General features: G+C 42.7%; 20 protein-coding genes. All 20 read right to left on the reverse strand.

Features of this window, described 5'->3' with window-relative positions:
• Positions 1–11: 11 nt before the first annotated feature.
• The 20 genes from JI667_RS19575 to metG all read right to left on the reverse strand — a co-directional run bounded on the left by JI667_RS19575 (position 12) and on the right by metG (position 22647).
• Positions 12–1628, reverse strand: a complete 1617-nt coding sequence (locus tag JI667_RS19575; protein WP_244668402.1) for a putative polysaccharide biosynthesis protein — start codon at positions 1626–1628, stop codon at positions 12–14.
• A gap of 164 nt (positions 1629–1792) precedes the next feature.
• A complete protein-coding gene (spoVT, locus tag JI667_RS19580; protein ID WP_206857987.1) occupies positions 1793–2329 on the reverse strand; it encodes a stage V sporulation protein T in 537 nt (178 codons plus the stop codon).
• Between the two features lie 299 nt (positions 2330–2628).
• Positions 2629–6159: a transcription-repair coupling factor gene (gene mfd / locus JI667_RS19585; RefSeq protein ID WP_206857988.1), complete on the reverse strand. Its 3531-nt coding sequence runs from the start codon at positions 6157–6159 to the stop codon at positions 2629–2631.
• A 78-nt stretch (positions 6160–6237) separates the two neighbouring features.
• The gene (locus JI667_RS19590) at positions 6238–6468 is read right to left on the reverse strand and encodes an anti-sigma-F factor Fin (protein ID WP_206857989.1); all 231 of its coding nucleotides are present in this window, start codon (positions 6466–6468) and stop codon (positions 6238–6240) included.
• 104 nt (positions 6469–6572) lie between these two features.
• Positions 6573–7130 carry an aminoacyl-tRNA hydrolase gene (pth, locus tag JI667_RS19595; protein ID WP_206857990.1) on the reverse strand — a complete coding sequence of 186 codons (558 nt, stop codon included), beginning with the start codon at positions 7128–7130 and terminating at the stop codon, positions 6573–6575.
• A gap of 88 nt (positions 7131–7218) precedes the next feature.
• On the reverse strand, positions 7219–7869 hold the full coding sequence (locus JI667_RS19600) for a 50S ribosomal protein L25/general stress protein Ctc (protein WP_206857991.1): 651 nt from the start codon (positions 7867–7869) through the stop codon (positions 7219–7221).
• A gap of 726 nt (positions 7870–8595) precedes the next feature.
• A complete protein-coding gene (locus tag JI667_RS19605) occupies positions 8596–9555 on the reverse strand; it encodes a ribose-phosphate diphosphokinase (RefSeq protein WP_206857992.1) in 960 nt (319 codons plus the stop codon).
• Positions 9556–9568: 13 nt separating this feature from the next.
• Positions 9569–10942, reverse strand: a complete 1374-nt coding sequence (gene glmU / locus JI667_RS19610) for a bifunctional UDP-N-acetylglucosamine diphosphorylase/glucosamine-1-phosphate N-acetyltransferase GlmU (protein ID WP_206857993.1) — start codon at positions 10940–10942, stop codon at positions 9569–9571.
• 641 nt (positions 10943–11583) lie between these two features.
• Positions 11584–11877 carry a septation regulator SpoVG gene (gene spoVG, locus JI667_RS19615; protein ID WP_032085215.1) on the reverse strand — a complete coding sequence of 98 codons (294 nt, stop codon included), beginning with the start codon at positions 11875–11877 and terminating at the stop codon, positions 11584–11586.
• Between the two features lie 170 nt (positions 11878–12047).
• Positions 12048–12422 carry a RidA family protein gene (locus JI667_RS19620; RefSeq protein ID WP_206857994.1) on the reverse strand — a complete coding sequence of 125 codons (375 nt, stop codon included), beginning with the start codon at positions 12420–12422 and terminating at the stop codon, positions 12048–12050.
• Between the two features lie 15 nt (positions 12423–12437).
• Positions 12438–13274 (reverse strand): pur operon repressor, encoded by an 837-nt coding sequence (gene purR, locus JI667_RS19625; protein ID WP_206857996.1) that lies wholly within the window; start codon positions 13272–13274, stop codon positions 12438–12440.
• Between the two features lie 71 nt (positions 13275–13345).
• Entirely contained in the window at positions 13346–14200 is an 855-nt protein-coding gene (ispE, locus tag JI667_RS19630) for a 4-(cytidine 5'-diphospho)-2-C-methyl-D-erythritol kinase (RefSeq protein ID WP_206857997.1), read from the reverse strand.
• Between the two features lie 232 nt (positions 14201–14432).
• On the reverse strand, positions 14433–14615 hold the full coding sequence (locus tag JI667_RS19635; RefSeq protein WP_206857998.1) for a small, acid-soluble spore protein, alpha/beta type: 183 nt from the start codon (positions 14613–14615) through the stop codon (positions 14433–14435).
• Between the two features lie 117 nt (positions 14616–14732).
• Positions 14733–15002, reverse strand: a complete 270-nt coding sequence (veg, locus tag JI667_RS19640; RefSeq protein WP_032085220.1) for a biofilm formation stimulator Veg — start codon at positions 15000–15002, stop codon at positions 14733–14735.
• A 465-nt stretch (positions 15003–15467) separates the two neighbouring features.
• On the reverse strand, positions 15468–16346 hold the full coding sequence (yabG, locus tag JI667_RS19645) for a sporulation peptidase YabG (RefSeq protein WP_206857999.1): 879 nt from the start codon (positions 16344–16346) through the stop codon (positions 15468–15470).
• Positions 16347–16576: 230 nt separating this feature from the next.
• Positions 16577–17455: a 16S rRNA (adenine(1518)-N(6)/adenine(1519)-N(6))-dimethyltransferase RsmA gene (gene rsmA, locus JI667_RS19650; RefSeq protein WP_206858000.1), complete on the reverse strand. Its 879-nt coding sequence runs from the start codon at positions 17453–17455 to the stop codon at positions 16577–16579.
• A complete protein-coding gene (rnmV, locus tag JI667_RS19655; RefSeq protein WP_206858001.1) occupies positions 17448–18008 on the reverse strand; it encodes a ribonuclease M5 in 561 nt (186 codons plus the stop codon). The genes rsmA and rnmV overlap by 8 nt, the downstream gene beginning before the upstream one ends.
• 118 nt (positions 18009–18126) lie before the next feature.
• On the reverse strand, positions 18127–19353 hold the full coding sequence (locus JI667_RS19660; RefSeq protein ID WP_244668403.1) for a ubiquitin-like domain-containing protein: 1227 nt from the start codon (positions 19351–19353) through the stop codon (positions 18127–18129).
• A 250-nt stretch (positions 19354–19603) separates the two neighbouring features.
• The gene (locus JI667_RS19665; protein WP_206858002.1) at positions 19604–20371 is read right to left on the reverse strand and encodes a TatD family hydrolase; all 768 of its coding nucleotides are present in this window, start codon (positions 20369–20371) and stop codon (positions 19604–19606) included.
• 314 nt (positions 20372–20685) lie between these two features.
• Complete coding sequence (metG, locus tag JI667_RS19670; RefSeq protein ID WP_206858004.1) at positions 20686–22647, reverse strand: methionine--tRNA ligase; 1962 nt, start codon at positions 22645–22647, stop codon at positions 20686–20688.
• Between the last annotated feature and the right edge of the window lie 283 nt (positions 22648–22930).

The raw sequence follows: 22930 nt of genomic DNA on the forward strand, positions 1-22930 counted from the left end.
TAATCCCCTCGCTACTTATTATTCGGCTGAACCTTGTCCATCAGCCACGTCCACTTGCTCCCAAAAGGCAAGAAACTGATGTCTTCCCTTGAGAGGACATTCCCTCTTAATAACACGATCAGAAAGATGATCCCCCCGATCCCTACTCCACCTAATGAAAAAAGGATGGAAAGTGGACGAGCAGGCATGCCTTTATCTAAAAGTGTATCATAAATCTGTAATAATCCCTGTAAACCAATCGTCATGAATGCACCGCTCATTAACAATGTTTTATAAAAAGAAAAGGTGAAAAAACGGATGGGAAACAGCTTTCTTAAATAACTCACCATCATGATGGCCGTTATACATAATGAGCCTACTGTCGATACGGATGCACCCATGATCCCCATGATCGGAATCAGGCAGGCATTGCCAAGATATTTTACGAAGACGCCCGTAATAATGCAGAATGCAGGAAAATAAATCTTCCCGATGCCTTGAAAAATGCCGGCAAATGTCAGGATAAGACAGCTAAAGAATATCGACAGGCAGAATACAGCGATGATCTTTGAGCCAAGGGCATTTTCGAATAACATCGTATTCGCCGGCACCATGATGTTAATGATCCCAAGCGTGGCAGCAAACCCGATGGTCATACTGATTCTAAGGGCCAGCTGGCTGTATTCCCTCACTAAATCCTCTTTTCTTTTCAGATAGGCATTGGTCACCAACGGGACGATGGTGAGGGAAATGGATGTAGCCACAACCGTTCCGAGCTGGACAAAAGGCTGTCCCCGGTCATAAATCCCTTTCCACGTTTTCGCTCTTTCAGCTTCCATCCCGGAAGATAGAAGAAGGGAATATACGTTAAGGGAGTCAACAAATTGAAGTAAGACGAGCAGCATCGCACTGACGCATATGGCCGTGCCATTCTTTAATAACCGGGACCAGATTTGTACATATCCGACAGGCAGAGAAAAGGATCTTCGTGAAAACAGTTTTTCCTTGCGCGCAGTCAGAAACGACAATAGCACCAATAAGCCACCGAGGCCACCGGTAATGGATCCGAACAGGGCACCGTTTCCGGTCATATACAAGGAGTACCCTTGTGATACGAAAATGGTTGAGAATAGTAAAATCGTCGCCACCCTGATGGTTTGTTCCGTTACCTGAGAAGCAGCCGTGGGCACCATATCTTCTTTTCCTTGATAATATCCCCTTATGACAGAGAGGGGTGCTAACAAAAGGAAGGACAAAGAAATCATTTGAAGCAATGGCTTAAGCTGGGGGTCTCCCATCCATGTGGCGATCACTCCTGCACCGAAGTAGACGAGGAGGAACCAGGCCATACCAACGAGGCAGAGGAACAGAAAGGAGGTAACAGCCACATTTTTTGCACCTTCCTCATCATCTTCTTCCAGCTTCTCCGCTACCATCTTTGAAATGATCACAGGGAATCCGTAGGTGGATAACGCGATGGCGATTCCGTAAAATGGATAGACCTGCTGATATATATAAAATCCGATATCTCCAACAATGTTCTGAAACGGAACCCGATAGACAGCACTTAAAATTTTCGTTACCAATGCTGCGATCGTCAATACCATGGCACCTTTCAAAAATCGATTGGAGGAGTACTTCTTACTCAACCAGTTTTCCTGCCTTTCTGTACCACTATTTCAAAGCGTGAATTGATCAGCGAATGTAAAATCATATATGTACTGGTCATTTTACCATATTGGCGAATATTTTCTATAAAGTGACTGATTGGAGACAAAAAAAAGAAGAGCGGCTTTTATGCCACTCCTTTACGTTATGACTCCATTTGTCTTGCTAAAAAGCCAGCTGCCGTTTCTACTGCCTTTTGTTCCACTTCCCCTACTGTACGTTCCTTTGAAAAAATCGCAACGGCACCAATTGGGTCTCCATTTGCGACAATCGGAGCGATTGTATAGGAAGCAAGATCTTCTCCGTGTCCATCAACAAGTTCAGCTTGTCCCTGTTGAGTGTGTAATAGCGACGTGCGGTCATCCATTACCTTCTCAACGAGTTCACCGATGTTCTTATTTAAATACTCTTTCTTCGAAGCGCCGGAGATGGCAATGACAGTATCACGATCACAAATCAATACGGCACTTCCCAAACTGTCGTATAATGCTTCGCCATATTCCTTAGCAAAGTCACCAAGTTCACTGATTGGGGAATATTTCTTTAAGATGACTTCTCCGTCACGATCAACGAAGATTTCCAGGGGATCTCCCTCGCGAATCCTTAATGTCCTGCGAATTTCTTTTGGAATGACGACACGCCCTAAATCATCAATACGACGAACAATACCAGTTGCTTTCATCTATAGTTGCCTCACTTTCATCAGATGATTTTAATTGGCAATGTACCCACCTGTGGATGAATACTTTACCATTGTTGAGTTTAGTATCTTACAACTTAGAAGTTCTATACACATTCAGTTATTTTTTCTGTAATTTCACTAAAATTCTAATGCAGGTATCTTTTTCCAATGTTGGCAGCTGCATAAATACTAATACCCTTATCATAGTAGAGTGAAACAATCCGCGCGTTTACATTTTGGTTACATTATTATAACGAAGGGAAGAAATGCCACTGGTATTTGTCGTTGTTATGAAATGATTACACGTTTTCTTCTACTTTTACCGCTTCATCTAAATGCTTAATGATGTCATAGGCCATGTTGAACCATTTGGACGCTTCAAGTCGTGCTGTATTTATGGAAATCTTAAGTTTGGAACCTTCCATTCCGAGTCCGACGGCACGCCCGTGTTTGTTGCAAAGATTAAATACTTTGGATCCGTCGATCTTCGCCGTTCCTTCCGGTGACATAAAGATATTCACTGTCTTCTTATCCTGTTTGATGGATTCAAGATTTGTATTCTTGGCGTAAATCTTCATTTCCGATATCAGGAATAGATAACCCACCTCTTCAGGATACTCCCCGAACCGGTCCAGTATTTCTTCTTCCAGCTCTTCGATATCAGGGAGGGAAGAAAGGGAGCGGAACCGTTTATACATCTCGATCTTTTGATGACCATCTTTAATATAATCATCCGGAATATAGGCATCGATTTCTATATCCACCTCAAAGCTCGACTCAGGCTGCTTTGGAAGATCCCCTTTTCGTTCTTCGATGGCTTCTTTCAGCATTTGGGAGTACAAATCGAATCCGACAGAGTCAATAAACCCGTGCTGCTGTGCCCCGAGGAGATTACCCGCGCCACGGATCGTCAAGTCACGCATGGCAATTTTAAACCCGGAACCGAGCTCCGTGAATTCTTTGATGGCCTGCAATCGTTTCTCTGCCACTTCAGTGAGGACTTTATCCTTACGATAGGTAAAATAGGCGTAGGCCACCCTGTTCGAACGCCCCACACGCCCTCTTAATTGATAAAGTTGAGACAAGCCCATACGATCTGCATCAAAGACAATCAACGTATTCACATTCGGGATGTCGACACCCGTTTCAATAATCGTCGTGGTGACCAAAACATCGTATTCTCCTGCAAGGAAACTTAATATGACGGCTTCAAGCTCATTCTCGCTCATCTGACCGTGTGCGTAAGCGATACGGGCATCCGGGACAAGCATGGAAATTTCATCGGCTTTCCTTTCGATATCTTCCACACGATTATAGAGGAAGTATACCTGACCGTTTCGTGCCATTTCCCTTTCAATCGCCTCTTTAATCAGGGATCCATTATATTCCATGACATATGTCTGGACGGGGAATCGATTCTCCGGCGGTGTTTCAATGACCGATAAATCCCTTACCCCAAGCATCGACATATGCAGCGTTCGGGGGATCGGTGTGGCCGTCAGGGTCAGTACGTCAATGTTGGTTTTTAACTGTTTGATTTTTTCTTTATGCGTGACACCGAACCTTTGTTCTTCATCGATGATCAACAGTCCTAAATCCCGGTATTGGATATCTTTTGACAGGAGTCGATGAGTTCCCACCACAATATCAATCGTACCGTTTTTCAGGCCTTTCGTGGTCTCCTGCTGCTGCTTCCTCGTTCGGAAACGGCTCAATAACCCAATTTCCACAGGAAAGTCCTGAAACCGTTCTTTGATTGTTTCATAATGTTGTTGAGCAAGGATGGTGGTAGGGACAAGGATGGCTACTTGTTTTCCATCAGCGATCGCCTTGAAGGCTGCCCGAATCGCCACCTCGGTCTTTCCGTATCCCACGTCCCCGCATAATAACCGATCCATCGGACGTTCTCTTTCCATATCGTGTTTTATTTCGGTGACAGAACGGAGCTGGTCATCTGTCTCTTCATATGGGAAGGCCATTTCAAAATCTCTTTGCATCTCCCCATCAGGAGAAAAGGCGTACCCTTTTGCCGCTTCCCTTACAGCATAGAGCTTGATGAGGTCATCGGCTATATCCTGGACAGAAGATTGAACCTTAGACTTGACCTTCTTCCATTCACTCCCGCCAAGCTTATACAGCTTCGGGTCTTTATGCTCTGAAGCAACGTACTTTTGCACCAGTTCAATTTGATCGACCGGGACATAAAGTTTGTCATTTCCCTGGTATTTCACATGGAGATAGTCTTTATGAACGCCATTGATCTCCAATGTTTCAATCCCGAGGAATTTACCGATCCCGTGATTCACATGAACCACGTGGTCCCCGACTTTCAGTTCAGAATAGCTTTTGATTCTCTCCGCGTTCGAAAGCTTCTGCCTTCTCGGTTTCTTCTGGGTCTTCTTATTGAATAGTTCTTCTTCTGTGATAACAGCCATTTTCTGAAGCGGGAGCTCAAATCCGCTTGTCAGGCTTCCATTGATCATTTGGACTTTACCCGGCAACAGCTTATCTCCATCTTCCACAAAGGCAATCTCGATTTTATAATCATCCAGTACTCTTTGCAGCTTTTTGACCCGTTCTTGATCAGGTCCCAATAAGACAACCGTATAGTTCCCTTTTTTCCAGCGGTCCAGTTCTGCCTTCAATACGTTCATCTGCCCATGGAAATTCTGCATCGGTTTCGTAGACACATTAAAGATATTCTGGGGGCTGGTATTGGCAATATGACGAAGGAACAAAGAGAAATACACCTTCGGAAGCTTCGTCTTGTTTATCAACGTGGAAAAAGCATGAGAAACCGGTACGCCATGAATGATCTGTCCCTCTTGAAGAAGGGATGTATACCACTCCGCTTCCTCTTTTTCGAGTGACTCACTCATTTCCTGGACACGACTGAACTCATCGAAGAACAGAACCCCATCACCAGGTAAATAATCTAGCAAACTACTAGGATTCTCATACGCCAGTGATAAGTACTTGAAGATCTGCTCGGGCACTTGCCCGTTCTCAAGCTGATCCACCTCATGTCCTATGTACTCTGTCATCTTCTCCTTGACGGCTGCTGCTTTCACCTTCTTTAAGCTCGCGGACAACCCTGCATTGATTTCACCGATAAGCCTTTCCATGTTCTCATATTTCAACAAGACCTCTGTGGCAGGTCCTATTTCCATTTCATTCAGTTTCTCAATGGATCGCTGGTCTTCAGCGGAAAATATGCGGATAGAATCGATTTCGGTATCGAATAATTCGATTCGGACAGGGTTCTGTGATGTTAAAGGGAAAATATCTACAATTCCCCCGCGGAGGCTGAATTCCCCTGGTGTACTGACCATCCCTGTACGCTGATAACCCATTTGCACCAATTGATTCAACACTTCATCCAGGTCGATATCTTCACCCATTTGAAAACGGATCTGGTTTGTTGCCCACATCGAAGGAGGAGGAAGGATTTTTCGCAAACCGGCGACCGGTACGATATAGATACCCTGGTGCTGTTTCGAAAGTTTATTCAACACCTCGATCCTCTGTGCCCTCAACTCCGGACTCGCCACGCTTAACTCAGCTGCGATTAACTCATTAGCAGAATATAAATATACTTCATCCTCTGATACAAACTGAATGAGATCGTCATAGACTTTCTGAGCTTGAAATAAATTATGTGTAACCACAATAGTGGACTTATTCGTTTGCAAATACACATCTGCAATATACGCCGTCCTGGATGAACCGGACAATCCTGCAACAAGTTGCTCCGACAGTCCTTCCTCCACTCCAGCGATGATGGACTGGATTTCTTCACTTTGATGGACTTGTTTTAAAATACCTTTCAAGTGTACGCTCCTCCCCGTGAACCCTTTTATAGCTAAGTGCAAACAGAAAAATGCTTTGGTTCCGAGACCAAAGCGTTCTTACTGAATGATATGATCTACTTCATGATAGCCTGGATTCCTCTCCAGACTCTCTTGACAATCTTCACAGATCGTCTTTATATGGATGTCCCCGTTGTCCTGGTACTGAACCATATGTAACCGCTCTTCATCTGTCAGCATGTGAATCCCGAGCTGCTCTGAATGCACGGATACGTTTGAAAGGGTCCCAACATTTGTCGCACAATGTCGACACTGATAATGGATTGCCATATCTTTCCCTCCATACACATTTATATGGTTAGTATGAACCTGATAGAAGGGAGTTATTCAACGTTGGCGGTGAAAGGACCCGGAAAATCAAGTATATATAGCGATTAGTTAAAATTATTCATTACTTCAAGAAACGGCTTATCCAACCATGTCTCACATGCTTCCACGCTTGATGAAATGGCTTTATCCAGATCCGGCTGCTCTTCTTTTGAGAATTTTCCCAAAACATAATCAGGAACGCTCATTCCATTGGTCGGGCGGTCAATTCCCACCCGCAGACGATTAAATTGCTGGGAACCTAAATGGGCAATGGTCGATTTAATGCCATTATGCCCCCCGGCACTTCCCTTTTGCCTTAATCGTAATTTCCCTACCGGTAAGTCAAGGTCATCATATATGACAAGTAAATCCTCATCATCAATTTCAAAATAATCCATTAGGGGAACAATGCTCTCCCCGGATAAATTCATATACGTAAGCGGCTTTAATAGGACAACTTTTTCACCTTTGTGATGGTATGTTCCATAAACCCCTTTAAATTTAGACTGATTCAGTGAAACACCCAAGCGATCGGCTAACGCATCTATAATCATGAATCCAATATTATGTCTCGTTTTTTCATACTGTGATCCCGGATTCCCGAGTCCAACGATTAACTTCATCTCTCACACCTCTTCTGACCTTATACCTCTAGAATAACGTAAAAAGCGCAACCTGCAAAAGGTTACGCCAAAAAATGAGTGATTTTTATTATTTTTGTGATTCACTTTCCTCACTGGCTTCTGATTCTCTTCCTTCTTCGTTATCAGGTGTGCCGGCTTCCTGCTCTTCCCCACTGTCGATTTCTTCTTCTTGTCTTGGAGCAAGGATCGAAGCAATCGTGCGGTCATCCTCTTCATTCAAGGTAACGTTGTACTTGCTACGGATATCACTGATCGTGACCGTTTCTCCGACTTGAAGCTCGGTAACATCCACTTCAATGGATTCAGGGATATCATTAGGCTTGGCAGTAACGGATACCTCATGCAACGGCTGCTGCATTACGCCACCGTCCTTCACTCCTGCCGCTTCCCCAACAAGCTCGATACGGACATCGGCATCGATCTCCTCTGACATATTCACAGCAAGGAAATCAACGTGTGTAACAGCATCCTTTAGATGGTCCTGCTGGTAATCACTTAAAATGACGTTTTGCTTCTTGCCATCTACGTTTAAGGAGATAATTCCGTTTCTTCCTACTTCGCGTATCGTTTTAATAAATGTTATTGAATCTACCATGATGGGTGTATTGTCTGCCTTGTAGCCGTAAACAACTCCAGGGATATTCCCCTCATGTCTCAGCTTTGTTAATGAAGATCGTTTAAAATCTTTCCTCGTATTTGCTTTCAATTCTGTTGCCATGTCTAATCCAACACCTTCCCTAATCTTTATGTTAGTTAAAGTTCTATATATAGTAATTACCCCAATCCTATTTGAAATAAACATAGAAAATCCAATTAGACCCGGGTTAGGTAGCGGAGGATTGTTGACAGACGAGGGGTTTTACCAAGACTGAGCAAGGACCCTTACATAAAAGGCTCTTTTCGTAAAGATAGTTGTTTTGAACGATTTGTCTGCCTGGGCTATGTCAACCGGTGTATAAACAATCGAAAGAACAGAAAATCTACTATAGAAGCAAATATCGATCGCTCAACACTTCGAAAAAAGCTGCGGTTAAAATGTCCAGGTATCAATATTTATCTATTTTCAAAAACTCACGCATAGTACGTTGATTGGAGCGGAAGGTGATAAACTTTCACTGTACTCGTATCGCATTCTGGACAGGTATGTGGCATAAGAGGAAGCTCTAGATGGATACAAATTCGCTCATCCACTTCCTCCATTTTTGTTATACTCACTTCTTCAAAACCAGGTAGAATTCATTATGCACGTATCTCCAATCTTTACTTGTTTCTCGACAATTCAAGTATAAAAGACTGGACGATTACGTGCATTTTTTTGTCTCTAAATTGTGTTAGCACCCCAACAAATATTATAGAACCACAAAAACAGCCACATAAAAAGAAGAGCCCGTCCCATGTAAAGGAGAGGCTCTTCTTTCTATGCACAAACTACATATATTAATTCTTAATCAAAAAGTGTGCTGACAGACTGCTGTTCGTAGATCCGGATGATCGCTTCACTGATCAAGGGAGCTACAGACAGTGATTTTACTTTACCGATCATTTTCTCTTCACCAAGTGGAATCGAATTGGTTACAACAAGCTCTTTAATATTTGAGTTTTGGATACGCTCAATCGCAGGGCCAGAAAGAACCGGATGCGTACAGCATGCAAATACTTCTTTCGCACCGTTTTCTACTAACGCATTGGCTGCAAGTGTAATCGTACCGGCAGTATCAATGATATCATCGATCAAAATCGCGATTTTCCCGTCGATATTACCGACGATATTCATAACTTCTGCCACATTTGGCTTCGGACGACGCTTATCAATGATCGCGATTGGAGCTTTCAGGCGTTCTGCAAGCTTACGAGCTCTTGTCACTCCTCCATGATCTGGAGATACAATGACAAGATCTTCGGTGTTGAACCCTCTTTCCTCAAAGTAATCCGCTAAGATTGGCACACCCATCAGGTGATCGATCAGGATATCAAAGAAACCTTGAATTTGGGGAGCGTGCAGGTCCAACGTGATGACCCGTGTAGCACCGGCTGTTTCAAGAAGGTTTGCCACTAATTTGGCGGTGATCGGCTCACGCGCTCTTGCTTTACGGTCTTGACGGGCATAACCATAATAAGGCATCACGATGTTAATCGTCTTGGCAGAAGCACGTTTCAACGCATCCACCATGATGAGAAGTTCCATCAGGTTTTCATTTACTGGCTGACAAGTAGATTGAATGACGAATACGTCACAACCACGGATACTTTCTTCAATGTTGATCTGGATTTCACCGTCACTAAAACGTTTAACAGACGATTTCCCCAATTCCACCCCTACTTCATCAGCGATTTCCTTTGCAAGATGGTAGTTTGAATTAAGAGAGAAAATTTTCAACTTGGAATTAATATAAGAGTTTGGCATTGTGGACCTCCAATTATTTCTTATGATTTAGATTTTGAACATAATTTTCTTTGTTTACTTGACGAGCTCTTGCAATCGATAGGGACTCACCCGGGACATCCTCGGTGATCGTAGAACCAGCAGCAATATATGCCCCTTTCCCTACATTGACAGGTGCAACCAGATTTGAATTACATCCGACAAATACACCATCTTCTATCTTCGTCAGATGCTTGTTCTTCCCATCATAGTTCACGGTGATCGATCCACACCCGATATTGACGTCGCGACCAACCTGAGCGTCACCGATATAGCTTAGATGTGATGCTTTACTTGCTTTACCGAATGTCGCTTTCTTGATTTCGACAAAGTTACCGATCTTCACTTCATCTTCAATGGTAGAAGCAGGTCGAATATGCGCAAAAGGTCCGATTTGAACATCCGAACCAATTGAGCTGTCATGAGCCACTGACTGCTTCACTGCCGTCCGGTCTCCGATCTGACAATCCTTCACTTCCGAATTCGGTCCGATTATGGTATCTTCACCAATCGTCGTGCTTCCCTTCAGAACAGTGCCGGGCAGTATGACCGTATCTCTTCCAATAGCCACATCCGCATCGATATACGTATTATTTGGATCTTTAATTGTTACGCCGTTGCGCATATGGTACTCATTGATACGCTTTTTCATTGTGACCTCCGCTTGAGAAAGAGCCACGCGATCGTTGACACCAAGCGTTTCATCAAAGTCACTTGTTTGATACGCACTAACGATTTCCCCTTCAGATTGAAGGATTTCAATTACATCCGGCAGGTAGTACTCACCTTGTACATTTTCATTCGACACTTTCTTCAATGCGGCGAATAACGCTTTATTATCAAAACAATATGTTCCTGTGTTGATTTCCTTAATGTTTCTTTCTGCTTCCGTTGCATCCTTATGTTCCACAATACGCTCCACTAATCCATCCAGGTTACGGATGATTCGTCCGTATCCATCCGGGGATTCTGTAGCCCCTGTCAAAATGGTCGCTTTGGCACCTTGTCCTTCATGATGCTTTACCAACGCTTCCATCGTCTCTCCTTTAATGAGCGGCGTATCGCCACATACCACTAAAGTCGTACCTTCCAGGTCACCCAGGACATCCTCAGACTGCATCACAGCATGAGCTGTGCCTAATTGCTCAGCCTGAAGAGCGAACTCACTCTTGCCTTCTAAATGCGACTTCACAAGCTCGGCACCATGACCGATGATCGTGACAGTCTTCTCTATATGTAGTGTTGAAATTTGGTCGACCACATGTTCCACCATTGGCTTGCCACACACAGGATGAAGAACTTTATAAAGCTTCGACTTCATTCTCGTCCCTTGTCCGGCAGCTAATATAACGGCATATCGATTTGTCATTTTTGGTCCTCCAATAACCTTTTTATCCATAACGAATATATCCTAAAAACTCTATCATTTCAAGGATTCATATAAAAGTACATATATTTGTCAAACGAAAAGCGGAAGGGGCTGTACTGGGGCGACAAGCATAAGATGAGTAACCCGGAAAGGCGCTCTTTGCCTTTTTGGGTTACTCATCTTATGACCTCGAGCCCCAAGCCCCTGGAGCTGGACAACCCCGAAAAGCGGAAGGGGCTGCACTGGGGCGACAAGCATAAGCTAAGTAACCCGGAAAGGCGCTCTTTGCCTTTTTGGGTTACTTAGCTTATGACCTCGAGCCCCAAGCCCCTGGAGCTGGACAACCCCGAAAAGCGGAAGGGGCTGCACTGGGGCTGGACACCCCGAAAAGCGGAGGCGGCTTGGGCAGGCCCGACAAGCATAAGGCGAATCAACCTGAAAAGCTCCCTTTCCTTTTTAGAGGCTCTGCTCATGATCAAAACCCATGTCGAATTTTCTTTTGCTCAAACATGCAAAAAATCTATACTTAATGGTTTCAAAGACTTAACTGCTTGGGTATACAAAAAGCGTAAGAACCGCAGGGCTCCAGAGACAAAAAAAAGAGCCTTACAAAAATAGGCTCTTGATGCTATAAATCTTAATTAGGAAGCCCCAGCTTCTTCTAACTCAACTTCTTCCAGCTCTCCTAAACGATGATACTCAGCTAAAACGGCATCTTGGATCTTACCGCGAGTACCAGAATTGATTGGATGAGCAATATCACGGAATTCTCCATCCGGAGTCCGCTTACTTGGCATCGCTACAAATAAGCCATTGTTCCCATCAATCACGCGAATGTCATGAACAACAAATTCATTATCCAGCGTAATAGATGCGATAGCTCTCATGCGACCGTCGGTGTTCACTCGGCGTAATCTTACGTCTGTTACTTCCATTCTGTTCACCACCTTTTTCCCTAGATGAAATCTACTCTATGTATTCAACGAATTAAATAGATATTCCTTCTTAAACTGTAAAATTTTTTGAAAAATTTTATTTTTCACATCTTTTTTCCATTTCATTTGAACTATTCTTTCATATTGATACAAAAAAACACCCGTGAATATTACTTCACGAGTGCGATTACTTCTATTTCAACCTGTGCATCTTTAGGTAAACGTGCTACTTCTACACAAGAACGAGCGGGCTTGTGAGTGTTGAAATACTCGCCATACACATCATTGATCGTTCCAAAATCATTCATATCTTTGATGAAGACCGTTGCTTTGACTACCGTTTCCAATGAAGCACCTGCTTCCGATAGTACGGCTTGTAGGTTGCGGAAGACTTGATGTGTCTGTACTGCTACATCCCCTTCAATCATTGTTCCCTCTGCCGTTAATGGTATTTGGCCTGAACTGTAAAACAGATTATTTACGACAATTCCTTGTGAATATGGACCAATTGCTGCTGGTGCTTCCTTCGTAGAAACAACACGCATGCTAAACGCCTCCCCTTATGGTAGAAATGTTAGGTTGGATTCAAAATAGTTTCCTTCTGTTAACGAAATCTGTTTATCCTTTTCATTGACATCGGATAATTTCAACAGGGATACATAATCATCCACCAGTCGACCGTCCAAGCTGTTGGATTCAACCAATACCCCAATTCCGGACAAAGTAGCAGAAAACTCTTCCAGCAGGTTCTTCATTCCATTGATGGTTCCCCCTGCTTTCATGAAATCATCGACAACCAATACTTTAGAACCTTCCTTCAAGCTTCTCTTTGAAAGCACCATGGATTGGATTCTCTTCGATGATCCCGATACATAATTGATGCTCACAGTCGAACCCTCGGTGACACGGCTGTCGCGTCTGACAATGACAACCGGAACGTTCAAGTATGAAGCAATCGCATTAGCAATTGGAATCCCTTTTGTCGCCACTGTCATGATGACATCGATATCTTTCTCTGCAAAAGCAGATGCCAGCAATTTCCCGACGCTTTTCATGAGTTGCGGATTTCCAAGGAGGTCCGTCATGTAAAGGTACCCACCTGGTAAAAGACGATCGGAGCTTTCCAGATGGACACACAGCTCTTCGATCATTTTTTTGGCTTCCTGACTGTTTACCTTCGGAACATACTTTACTCCACCTGCAGCCCCCGGAACCGTTTGAACCGTCCCCACACCCCGTCCTTCAAATGTTTCCTTTACAATCGTCAAGTCCTCACTGATGGAAGATTTGGCAGAACCGTATCGTTCAGAGAAAAAAGTCAAAGGGACAAGTTGATGGGGCCGTTCTAATAAATAGTGCGTCATATCAATCAATCGTTCGCTGCGCTTAAACTTCACCAAAGAAACCTCCTAAATCCGAATATTATAATGTAAATATATCATTAACATACGGATTTCGGCAAGAGCTCTTAATCTCCAAGCATTCGCACCGCAAAAACTTGATCACAAAAACCTCTTAAACCATTGTAGATTCGATGAAGTCTTGATTCATATTGCACTAATCCATATACTGTAGGGCCGCTTCCGCTCATCAGAACGGCGTCGGCTCCAAAACGCTCCATTTGATCTTTAATCTGTGACACTTCCGGATGCATATCCAACGTAACCGATTCGAGTACATTCCCAAGATTGGAGCAAATATCATGATAATTTCCATGTTCTAATGCAGAAACCATTGCCTTTGTGTTCGGATGTGTCATATTTTTCAGATCCAGATTTTTATAAACATCCGCTGTTGAAACCCCTATTGTCGGTTTCGCTAAGATAACCCAACAGTTAGGAGGTGCAGGAAGATGCTTGATCTTCTCTCCCCTGCCCGACGCTAAAGCTGTACCTCCGTAAACACAAAAAGATACATCGGAACCAATTTCTGCACCAAGCTCTGCAAGCTCGTCCATACTCAGGCCTAAATCCCATAAACGATTCAAACCTTTTAACGTGGCAGCTGCATCACTGCTTCCCCCTGCTAAGCCTGCGGCGACAGGAATCACTTTATCAATGGAAATGGCTACACCCTTCTTAATGTTCATTCTCTCTTTAAGGAGCTGTGCAGCCTGATAAGCAAGATTCCTTCCATCATCCGGTACAAATCGATTATGCGAAAGAATTTTAATCGTATCATCTGAAAGATTCGTGAGTTCAATCCGATCCGCTAAATCAATTGTCGTCATAACCATCTCAACTTCATGGTAACCATCTGAACGTTTATGTAAAACATCAAGTGATAGGTTAATTTTTGCCGGCGCCTTCACTAATAACCTCATATCATCACCTTCTTACCAATACTCTTTGTTATATTGTATCACACACTTCATTATTGGGAGTGTTAACTTGTAAACATACTCATACAAGTATGTTATTTTATCACGTAAAGTAAGGATAGGAAAGGCAGTCTCATATCAAACGAAAACAAAGACCGCCAAAAAGCATGACACTTTAAGACGGCCCTTTGCATATGGTACTGATAAAAGATGTAATCCAAATGTGTGTTAAGAGTTAGCGTGGCTGGTTTTCTGAGAGTTGCCGGCTTGCCCGTTCAACTGCACGTTTTACCATATTCCCGGCGTCACGGGACGAAATTCCGCCCCAGCCATCCTTCTGAACAACGTCGTAGAATCCTAATTCCTGAGCGATTTCTTCTTTTAACTGATCAGACATGATTCCTCTTCTTCTACTCATTGTCTACCTCCTTCAAAAATGCACCACATGGTTAGTATGTGTATAGGAGGTCAAAAAATGACGAAAAATATTATGTAAAACCTGTATTTAAACACATAAAAAGCAGCAAACAATTGTCTACTGCTGGCTAAAGATGATATTTCCTGTTGCTTCATCATAAAATGTTAATTGAACTGTCTCAGTGAGAACATCTGCATAGCTGTAAGAAACTCGTTCGAACGCATTCTCTTCTTGATCCAGTTGAACCACGAATACAGAAGGATACGTTTCGGCTAGAACACCTGAACGCTCAATTGTTTTTCGACGTCCACCGTTTGCTTTAAGCATTAAACGTTTCCCCAGATTGGAATCAAGGGATCTTTTAATGTCGGCTAATGTTTTTGGCATTTCGCTTCCACCTCACTGTTATTAAATATAACACATTATGTAATTTTAGTCAAATAAATTTATTATTTTAACAAGAACCATGAACACCTGTCAATATATTTTATTCAACAAAAAATACGTTTTTTCTACACCCCTAACATTCCCCATACAATGAAAAATTATGTAAACAATTTAAAGCGGAGGCGGCTTTGTCAGAGGCGACAAGCATAAGATGAATGGGCCATGAAGGCGTTTTTTGCCTTCTTGGACCATTTAGCTTATGACCTCGAGCCTCCAGCCGCCGGAGCTGGATAGCATTTTGAAAGCAACAATGTATACGGAAACAGCCTTTTAAAAGAACTATGACCAATCGTGGCAATGAAGAAAAATTACAACACCCAACCAATATATGACACATCAAAATGAAATAGACCTTGCCATTTCACTCATGAATGGCAAGGTCTTCAAAGGTTTTGTCGAACATTCTTATTCATCTTCCGTGATTTTGTATGGCATTCCTGTACGAAGGACACCCTTCGTTTCAATGCCACCCAATCCTTTGTCCCCGGTTAACGTATTCCGGATGACATCCCACACATTCACCGAATCCTTAAACCCCGTAAAACAAATCTTGGCAACGATATACACGGGATCCAGAGCATGGATATTGACCCTCGAAGGAGAACTTGCAAAGTTGGCTCCTGCATGGATCAGGGACTCAAAGTGGGATTGACAAGCACCTGCGAAGATCACAAGCTGATCCAGGTGAGGGGATTTGCTGCGTGCTTCCCTTACTGCTTGAACAAAATATTTAGAATGTCGATAGGCGTTGATGTCAGCCTTTTCCCCTTTCGACTTGGAATAGGCGTCATGACCTGTCAATACGATGATATTCGGTCTATATTTATCGATAAGGGATCCGATTTGTTGAGGCATCTCTGTTTCACTGCAGTGGACACCTTTTACCGGGACACCAATCTTCTCATAAAGATCTAGGCACTTTCTTAAATAGCTGGGATCTCCATCAAGATGAAGTACTTTCCCCGGAACTTGAAAATAGTTATAATCGTCTCGATAAGCATTCGTCACCCTGTACTCCTGCTTATACTTGAGAAGCTCTATATCCTGTCGGAACAAATCTAAGGATTGCTCTTCCTTCGAACGGAACTCCTGTGTAATCCGATCCTGTTCCCTGGGGTCCATCTTCTTCAAATCATGAAAAGGAGCATCCGCTATCAATCGAAAATCTTCACCATACAGTACTGCCGTTTTATGACCATCTATCATGCGGATATCTATTACCCTGAATAAAATATCACAGTGATATGAAAGGCGACCTACGACATCATTGATTTCGATATTCACATCAGTCACTCCCATGGGCTAAACATTCATTGAGAAATCAAAAAAGGAAATCAACAAGCCGAGGAGGATCAGCATATGCCCTACCCTTCTCCATCAAGTAAGTAATTATTCCCTGTGATAACCTATGCATGCCGGGAATATTAGGTGCCAATAAAATAGGATTGGGTTTACCGTGTCCACGCGAACATAAAAAAATGGCTAAACGCGTTTTACGTTTAGCCACCTAACCTTTAATGAAAATGTGGGTGCAATGCATCGCTTAACAAACCAAATTCTTGTATCGTTAATGTTTCTCCGCGGCGTGCAGGTCCCACTCCCGCTGTAGACAACGCATCAAGTATCAAGTCTTTCTTTTCTTTGCCAAGAGGAAGCTGACTTGTTAAGTTATTTAAGATCGTCTTTCTTCTCTGAGCAAAAGACGAGCGTGTAACGGTGAAAAAGAAGTCTTCACTGATAACATCCACAGGAGGCTTATCACGCTTCGTTAAACGGATGACGGCAGAGTCTACATTCGGCTGGGGCATAAAGACCGTCTTCGGGACAGTCATAACCATCTCAGCCTCTGTATAATACTGTATAGCGATGGAAAGGGATCCGTATGCCTTTGTCCCTGGACGGGCAGAGATGCGATCTCCCACTTCTTTTTGAAGCATGACGCATATTCCCCTGATAGGGAGCCTCTCCATCAATAGCTTTAGAATGATAGGCGTTGTGACGTAATAGGGAAGATTGGCCACAACCATAATATCGTCGAACCCTTCGAGCTCTTTGTTAATTATCGCTTCGACATCCGCTTCCAGGATATCTTCGTTAATGATTTTCACATTATCATAAGGTGATAATGTGTCGTCCAAGATCGGAATCAGCCGCTGATCGATTTCAAAGGCCACGACCTTGCCCGACGTACGAGCAAGATGTTCGGTCAAGGCTCCGATACCAGGCCCGATTTCAATGGCCGCTGTTTTCTCGGATAAACCTGCGTGTTCCGTTATGTTCCTTAGGATATTAGGGTCGATTAAAAAATTCTGACCCAGGCTTTTCTTAAACGAAAAACCATACTTGGCAAGGATTTCTTTCGTGCGTAAGGGTGTGGCAATATCTTTATGCATGTTCTTCCTCCTGAATGATTTCCATTAACGCTTGTGTAAACTCTTCTTTTTGAATATTGAACATCCGTAATCGTTTGTGGAGCTGTTTCCCATTAGTGTAGCCGATTCTCAGTTTCTCACCAAGTGCTACCCGCCGATCTTTGGACTGAGGACCCCCTATTAAACCAGCATCAATCAAATCGTCTTTCGAAATGACTTCCTCCTGCTCGGTATCGAGTAAATGAGCTTCCCTTAAGGATTCCCGGATGACATCAGGGGTTGCATGCTCAACGCCTATCCCCCTGCCCGATTTCGGCAGCGCGTCCTTCTTATGTACAAAGGCATGCTTACACCCCGGCACTGCTCCCGCCACAATCTTCCGGATTCGTTCTCCTGGATAATCGGGATCCGTAAATATGATAACACCCCTTTTTTCCTGGGCGTGTTTGATTTTCTCTATTGTAGCAGGAGACACAGCAGAACCATTGGTTTCAATCGTATCCGCATCGACGGCGCGTTGAACGGCAACTGTATCATCTTTCCCTTCGACTACGATGATTTCTTTTATTTTCATAATTCCTCCAAAAAAGTTGAAACATTTCTTCTTTTCATTTCGTCTAATAAATGAAAACCTAAAGCTATTATAACGGTTTTAACCAAGAAATAAAAAAAAGCAGGAAAACTCCCTGCTATTAGTTCAGTATTTTCACTTTGATGGTTTTTCTTCCCCATCTATATGCATCTGATTTGGATGAGAAGAATACATCAATCTTGTTTCCTTTGATCGCTCCGCCTGTATCTGCTGCAACGGCATAGCCGTAACCTTCTACATAAACCTTGGATCCTAAAGGAATAATGGAAGGATCAACTGCAATCACTCTTACATTTGGGTTTGCTTTTAAGTTGATGCCTGTAGCCGTGTGTCCGGAACATCCGTTACATGAAGCTGTGTATGCGGTTGAACTGACATAGAATTCCCTGCCGCCACTTGGAGCGGCTGAAGCCTCTGAACTGGATGATGAACGTCCACGTGAAACTTGGGCCACTAACACCTTTGTTCCGACATTCACGATTTCATCCTGACTTTCTTCCACGACTTTTTCACTCACTAATTTTCTGGAAACCTCTTTGCCATTCTCTTTTACGATTTCAAACTTCTTTTCGATCTTTCCGTTTTTACCTTCTTGGACAACTTTCTCTTTTCCTTTTGAAAGGTCAGAGTCCTTCTTGGAAATAACGGTGAAATTTTTTGTCTCTTCCACTACATCGGTGACTTTTTCAACTCGAACGACATTTACGACATCATTTGCTTTAACAACTTTGTCTAAACTTGGTTCAACACGGTCTGAATCTTTTAGTGTAATTCCTTGTTGCTTTAAAAAGTCAGCGACCGTAGTCGAAGTAGACCATACCTTTTGCTCTTTTCCACCATTTACAAGTTTAAGTGAAAATGCGGTATCAATCATTACATCCATGTTCCCTGTTACTTTTTCTGATAAGCCGGGTTGGACCTTATCATGTTCTCCTACTTGAATTTCATTTTCAGAGAGTAACTCTTTTACTGTATCTGCAGTCGTCCAGATTTTTTTCTCCTGGCCTCCTACTGTGATCCCTACCTGTTTTGCCGGTTCCCAAACAACATTCATGTTATTCGAGACCTTCGTATTCCCCGAGGGGTACAAATAGTCTTCTGAGCGGGGTGAAATCTCTAATTCTTGTAATATATCTTGAATCGTGTTTGCATGCGTCCTAATCTCTTTTTGCTCGCCGTCTAAGGTCAATGCTACAGTGTTCTTCGATCCTTCATAAAAAAGAATTCCAAATACAGCTGCAGATGTTATCAATGTTCCAATTGTAACAATCCATTTCCTTCGACTCAAAGACTTGGAAAACAGGCTTTTCATGGCTTTAAAGTTCATGAAAAACGCCTCCTTTTCTCGGAGTGATTATATAGAGTTATCCAGTGACTGTCAACCCTAACTTCTTCTAACCTAATCTAGCAAAATATTACAACCCGGGGAACACAAAACATATTATGCAAAAAATGAAAGAAAAAGAAAAGAGAGAGTTATCGACACGTTCATCCTATGAAACAAGATTCCTATGTAGAACTATTTGTTTTCATTTCCTATTTGGACAAGCTCTCTCAAATCTCGACAAATGTTGATGTCAGTTTATGTTGAATAATTTTTTTGCATTTTCTGTGGTCATTTTCTCTACTTCTTCCAATGACACTTCTTTCAGTTCAGCTATTTGTTCTGCCACAAGCTTGACGTACGCCGGTTCATTCCTCTTCCCTCTGTATGGATGAGGGGCCAGGTAAGGGCAATCAGTCTCGATCAGAAGCTTATCCAAAGGAATTTCCTTTGCTACTTCTTTTGGTTTTCTGGCATTTTTAAAGGTTACGGGACCTCCAAGGGAGATATAGAAATTCATGTCTACACATTCCTGGGCAACCTCCGGGCTTCCACTGAAGCAGTGCATGATTCCACCGACTTCTTCTGCTCCTTCTTCCCTCAGAATATCCACTATATCCTGTGTGGCATCACGGTTGTGTATAACGATCGGGAGTTTTACTTTCTTAGCTAGTTGAATCTGTTTCCGGAATACTTCTTTTTGAACTTCCTTCGGGGATTTATCCCAGTGATAGTCAAGCCCCATCTCCCCTATCGCAACTACTTTAGGGTGCTCCGAAAGCTCTTCTATCCAGGCAAGATCTTCATCCTTCATATCAATTGCATCCACTGGGTGCCACCCGATCGCGGCGTATAAGAAATCATACTGACCTATGAGCTCCATGGCGCGATCAATCGTAGGCCGGTCAAATCCGACGACTACCATATTTTCAACTCCAGCTTCTCTTGCTCTTGAAATTACCTCCTCCAGATCTTCGTCAAATTGTTCGGCATTCAGATGAACATGTGTATCAAATAGCATGTAAGACACTCCTTGTAGTAAAGATAAGTTTAATATAAAAACGCATGACAAGCATCACATTCATGTAACATTCGTATTACATATTATGGTTAGTATGGATATTTTTATTTGTCCTATTTCATTCGCACGTACTCTTCATTGTATCGATTTTAGTCCCAGAACCAAAGTATTTTGTTCTTCTCCACAACAATCACTATTTCAACATAATGATTAAAATGAAAAAGGCATGTTTTTGGGTCGAACAAATTATATCAATATAATGAAAGGGATGTTCCACGTGGAACATCCCTTTTTCTTAAAATCATGTAAATCACTTATTTTACTTTTGTTCCATTTGGTAAAGATTGATCGATGGAAGCAAGAGACAATGTTCCGTTTTCTTCTCCGGCAAGAATCATTCCTTGTGAAAGTTCTCCGCGAAGTTTTACCGGTTTCAAGTTCGAGACACAAATCACTTTTTTCCCTACCAGTTCGTCTGGCTGATAGAACTTAGCGATCCCTGATACTACCTGGCGTTTTTCAAATCCAAGATCCAATTGCAGCTTTAGAAGCTTATCGGCTTTTTTAACCGGCTCCGCTCCAATAACTTCCGCTACGCGAAGCTCGACTTTCATGAAATCATCGATTCCGATTTCTTCCGCTTCTTCCTTCGCAGGTGCTGCTGTCTTTTCTTCCTCAACCGGGGCTGAACCCTTCATTTTATCTTTAATAAAGCTTACCTCTTCTTGGAGTTCAAGACGCGGGAAAATCGGCTCTCCTTTTTTGACCACTTCAGTGCCTGCAGGTATCGTTCCAAAGCTCTCAAGGCTTTCCCAAGTATGCATTTTTTCGTCATGAAGATTCAGCTGCTCAAAAATCTTCTTTGGTGTCCTTGTTAAGAATGGCTGCAATAGAACGGCTACTCTTCTTAACGACTCTGCCAAATGACTCATGACACTTCCAAGCTCATCTCTCATGCTTTCATCTTTCGCAAGGGCCCAAGGCTGAGTTTCATCAATGTACTTATTCGTACGGCTGATTAACTGCCAAAGACTCGATAAGGCTACTGAAAACTCCATGTTCTCCATAGCATCTTCATACTTCTTGACCGTTTCGTCATTCATATTAAGAAGGGCCTGATCGAATTCCCCTTTGGAATCGACATAGGTTGGGATAACACCATCAAAATATTTATTGATCATGGCCACTGTACGATTTAGCAGGTTACCCAAATCATTGGCCAGATCGAAATTGATTCTTTCTACAAATCCTTCCGGAGTGAAAACCCCGTCAGAGCCAAACGGCACTTCTCGTAACAAGTAATAGCGAAGGGAATCAAGGCCATAACGATCAATCAGGGTTACGGGATCCACGACATTTCCTTTAGATTTAGACATCTTTCCATCTTTCATCAGAAGCCATCCATGAGCGAATACCTTCTTCGGGAGGGGAAGATCTAAAGCCATCAGCATGATCGGCCAATAAATTGTATGGAAACGGACAATCTCTTTTCCTACCAGATGAACATCAGCTGGCCAATATTTTAAGTAGTTGGAATCATTTTCCTTTCCGTATCCTAAAGCGGTGATATAGTTGGAGAGAGCATCAATCCAAACGTAAATCACGTGCTTCGGATCTCCAGGGACCTTCACTCCCCAGTCGAAGGTCGTACGGGACACAGCCAGGTCTTCCAATCCGGGTTTAATGAAATTATTCACCATCTCATTTTTACGTGACTCGGGTTGAATGAAATCAGGGTTCTCTTCATAATAAGCAAGAAGTCGATCGACATATTTACTCATCTTAAAGAAATACGATTCTTCCTTTACCTTTTCAACCGGACGCCCGCAATCAGGGCAATTCCCGTTTTCTAATTGTCTTTCAGTAAAGAAGGACTCACATGGCGTACAGTACCATCCTTCATACTGATCCAAGTAGATATCCCCTTGCTCCACAAGCTGATTGAAGATCTTTTCGACAATCTCCTTATGGCGCGTTTCCGTCGTACGGATAAAGTCATCATAGGATATATCTAACTTCCCCCAAAGATCTTTAATTCCGCTTACAATGCCGTCTACATATGCTTGAGGAGTAATCCCCTCTTCCTGAGCTTTCCTTTGGATCTTCTGTCCATGTTCGTCCGTCCCTGTAAGATACATGACATCGAATCCACGCATTCTCTTATAGCGGGCCATGGCGTCACCTGCAACCGTGGTGTATGCATGTCCAATATGTAAATTTCCACTTGGATAATAAATCGGTGTTGTAATATAGAAGGTGTTCAATTTTTCTTCCACGTTCTGTTCCTCCTCTTTTTCATTTACCCCCATAAAGCCAAAAAAGCCTCCGAATGGTTTATAGCAGTAAGTTTGTTATAAACATCCAATCAAAAGACACTTACCTATCATCTTAACCTCTTATCTCATCAAAATATACCTAAAATAAAGGGTTTCTGCAACTAAACAATGCTATTACTGGATTTTGTCGAATTATGTCGAACAAACGCGGTAATTAACGAGAATTCGACAAACCCTTCTCCTATTACTTTCTTTACAATAATATTTAATTGGTAATACAATT

Origin of the sequence: Bacillus sp. NTK074B (assembly GCF_017303375.1) — a bacterium.
Classification (GTDB): Bacteria; Bacillota; Bacilli; order Bacillales; family Bacillaceae_B; genus Rossellomorea.

Bases quoted from the DNA above. Each gene is read 5' to 3' on its own strand.
- spoVT (WP_206857987.1), bottom strand. From the start codon at position 2,329: ATGAAAGCAACTGGTATTGTTCGTCGTATTGATGATTTAGGGCGTGTC.
- JI667_RS19590 (WP_206857989.1), bottom strand. From the start codon at position 6,468: ATGGCAATCCATTATCAGTGTCGACATTGTGCGACAAATGTTGGGACC.
- pth (WP_206857990.1), bottom strand. From the start codon at position 7,130: ATGAAGTTAATCGTTGGACTCGGGAATCCGGGATCACAGTATGAAAAA.
- JI667_RS19600 (WP_206857991.1), bottom strand. From the start codon at position 7,869: ATGGCAACAGAATTGAAAGCAAATACGAGGAAAGATTTTAAACGATCT.
- JI667_RS19605 (WP_206857992.1), bottom strand. From the start codon at position 9,555: ATGCCAAACTCTTATATTAATTCCAAGTTGAAAATTTTCTCTCTTAAT.
- glmU (WP_206857993.1), bottom strand. From the start codon at position 10,942: ATGACAAATCGATATGCCGTTATATTAGCTGCCGGACAAGGGACGAGA.
- spoVG (WP_032085215.1), bottom strand. From the start codon at position 11,877: ATGGAAGTAACAGACGTAAGATTACGCCGAGTGAACACCGACGGTCGC.
- JI667_RS19620 (WP_206857994.1), bottom strand. From the start codon at position 12,422: ATGCGTGTTGTTTCTACGAAGGAAGCACCAGCAGCAATTGGTCCATAT.
- ispE (WP_206857997.1), bottom strand. From the start codon at position 14,200: ATGAGGTTATTAGTGAAGGCGCCGGCAAAAATTAACCTATCACTTGAT.
- JI667_RS19635 (WP_206857998.1), bottom strand. From the start codon at position 14,615: ATGAGTAGAAGAAGAGGAATCATGTCTGATCAGTTAAAAGAAGAAATC.
- veg (WP_032085220.1), bottom strand. From the start codon at position 15,002: ATGCCAAAAACATTAGCCGACATTAAAAGATCCCTTGATTCCAATCTG.
- rsmA (WP_206858000.1), bottom strand. From the start codon at position 17,455: ATGCATAAAGATATTGCCACACCCTTACGCACGAAAGAAATCCTTGCC.
- rnmV (WP_206858001.1), bottom strand. From the start codon at position 18,008: ATGAAAATAAAAGAAATCATCGTAGTCGAAGGGAAAGATGATACAGTT.
- JI667_RS19660 (WP_244668403.1), bottom strand. From the start codon at position 19,353: ATGAACTTTAAAGCCATGAAAAGCCTGTTTTCCAAGTCTTTGAGTCGA.
- JI667_RS19665 (WP_206858002.1), bottom strand. From the start codon at position 20,371: ATGCTATTTGATACACATGTTCATCTGAATGCCGAACAATTTGACGAA.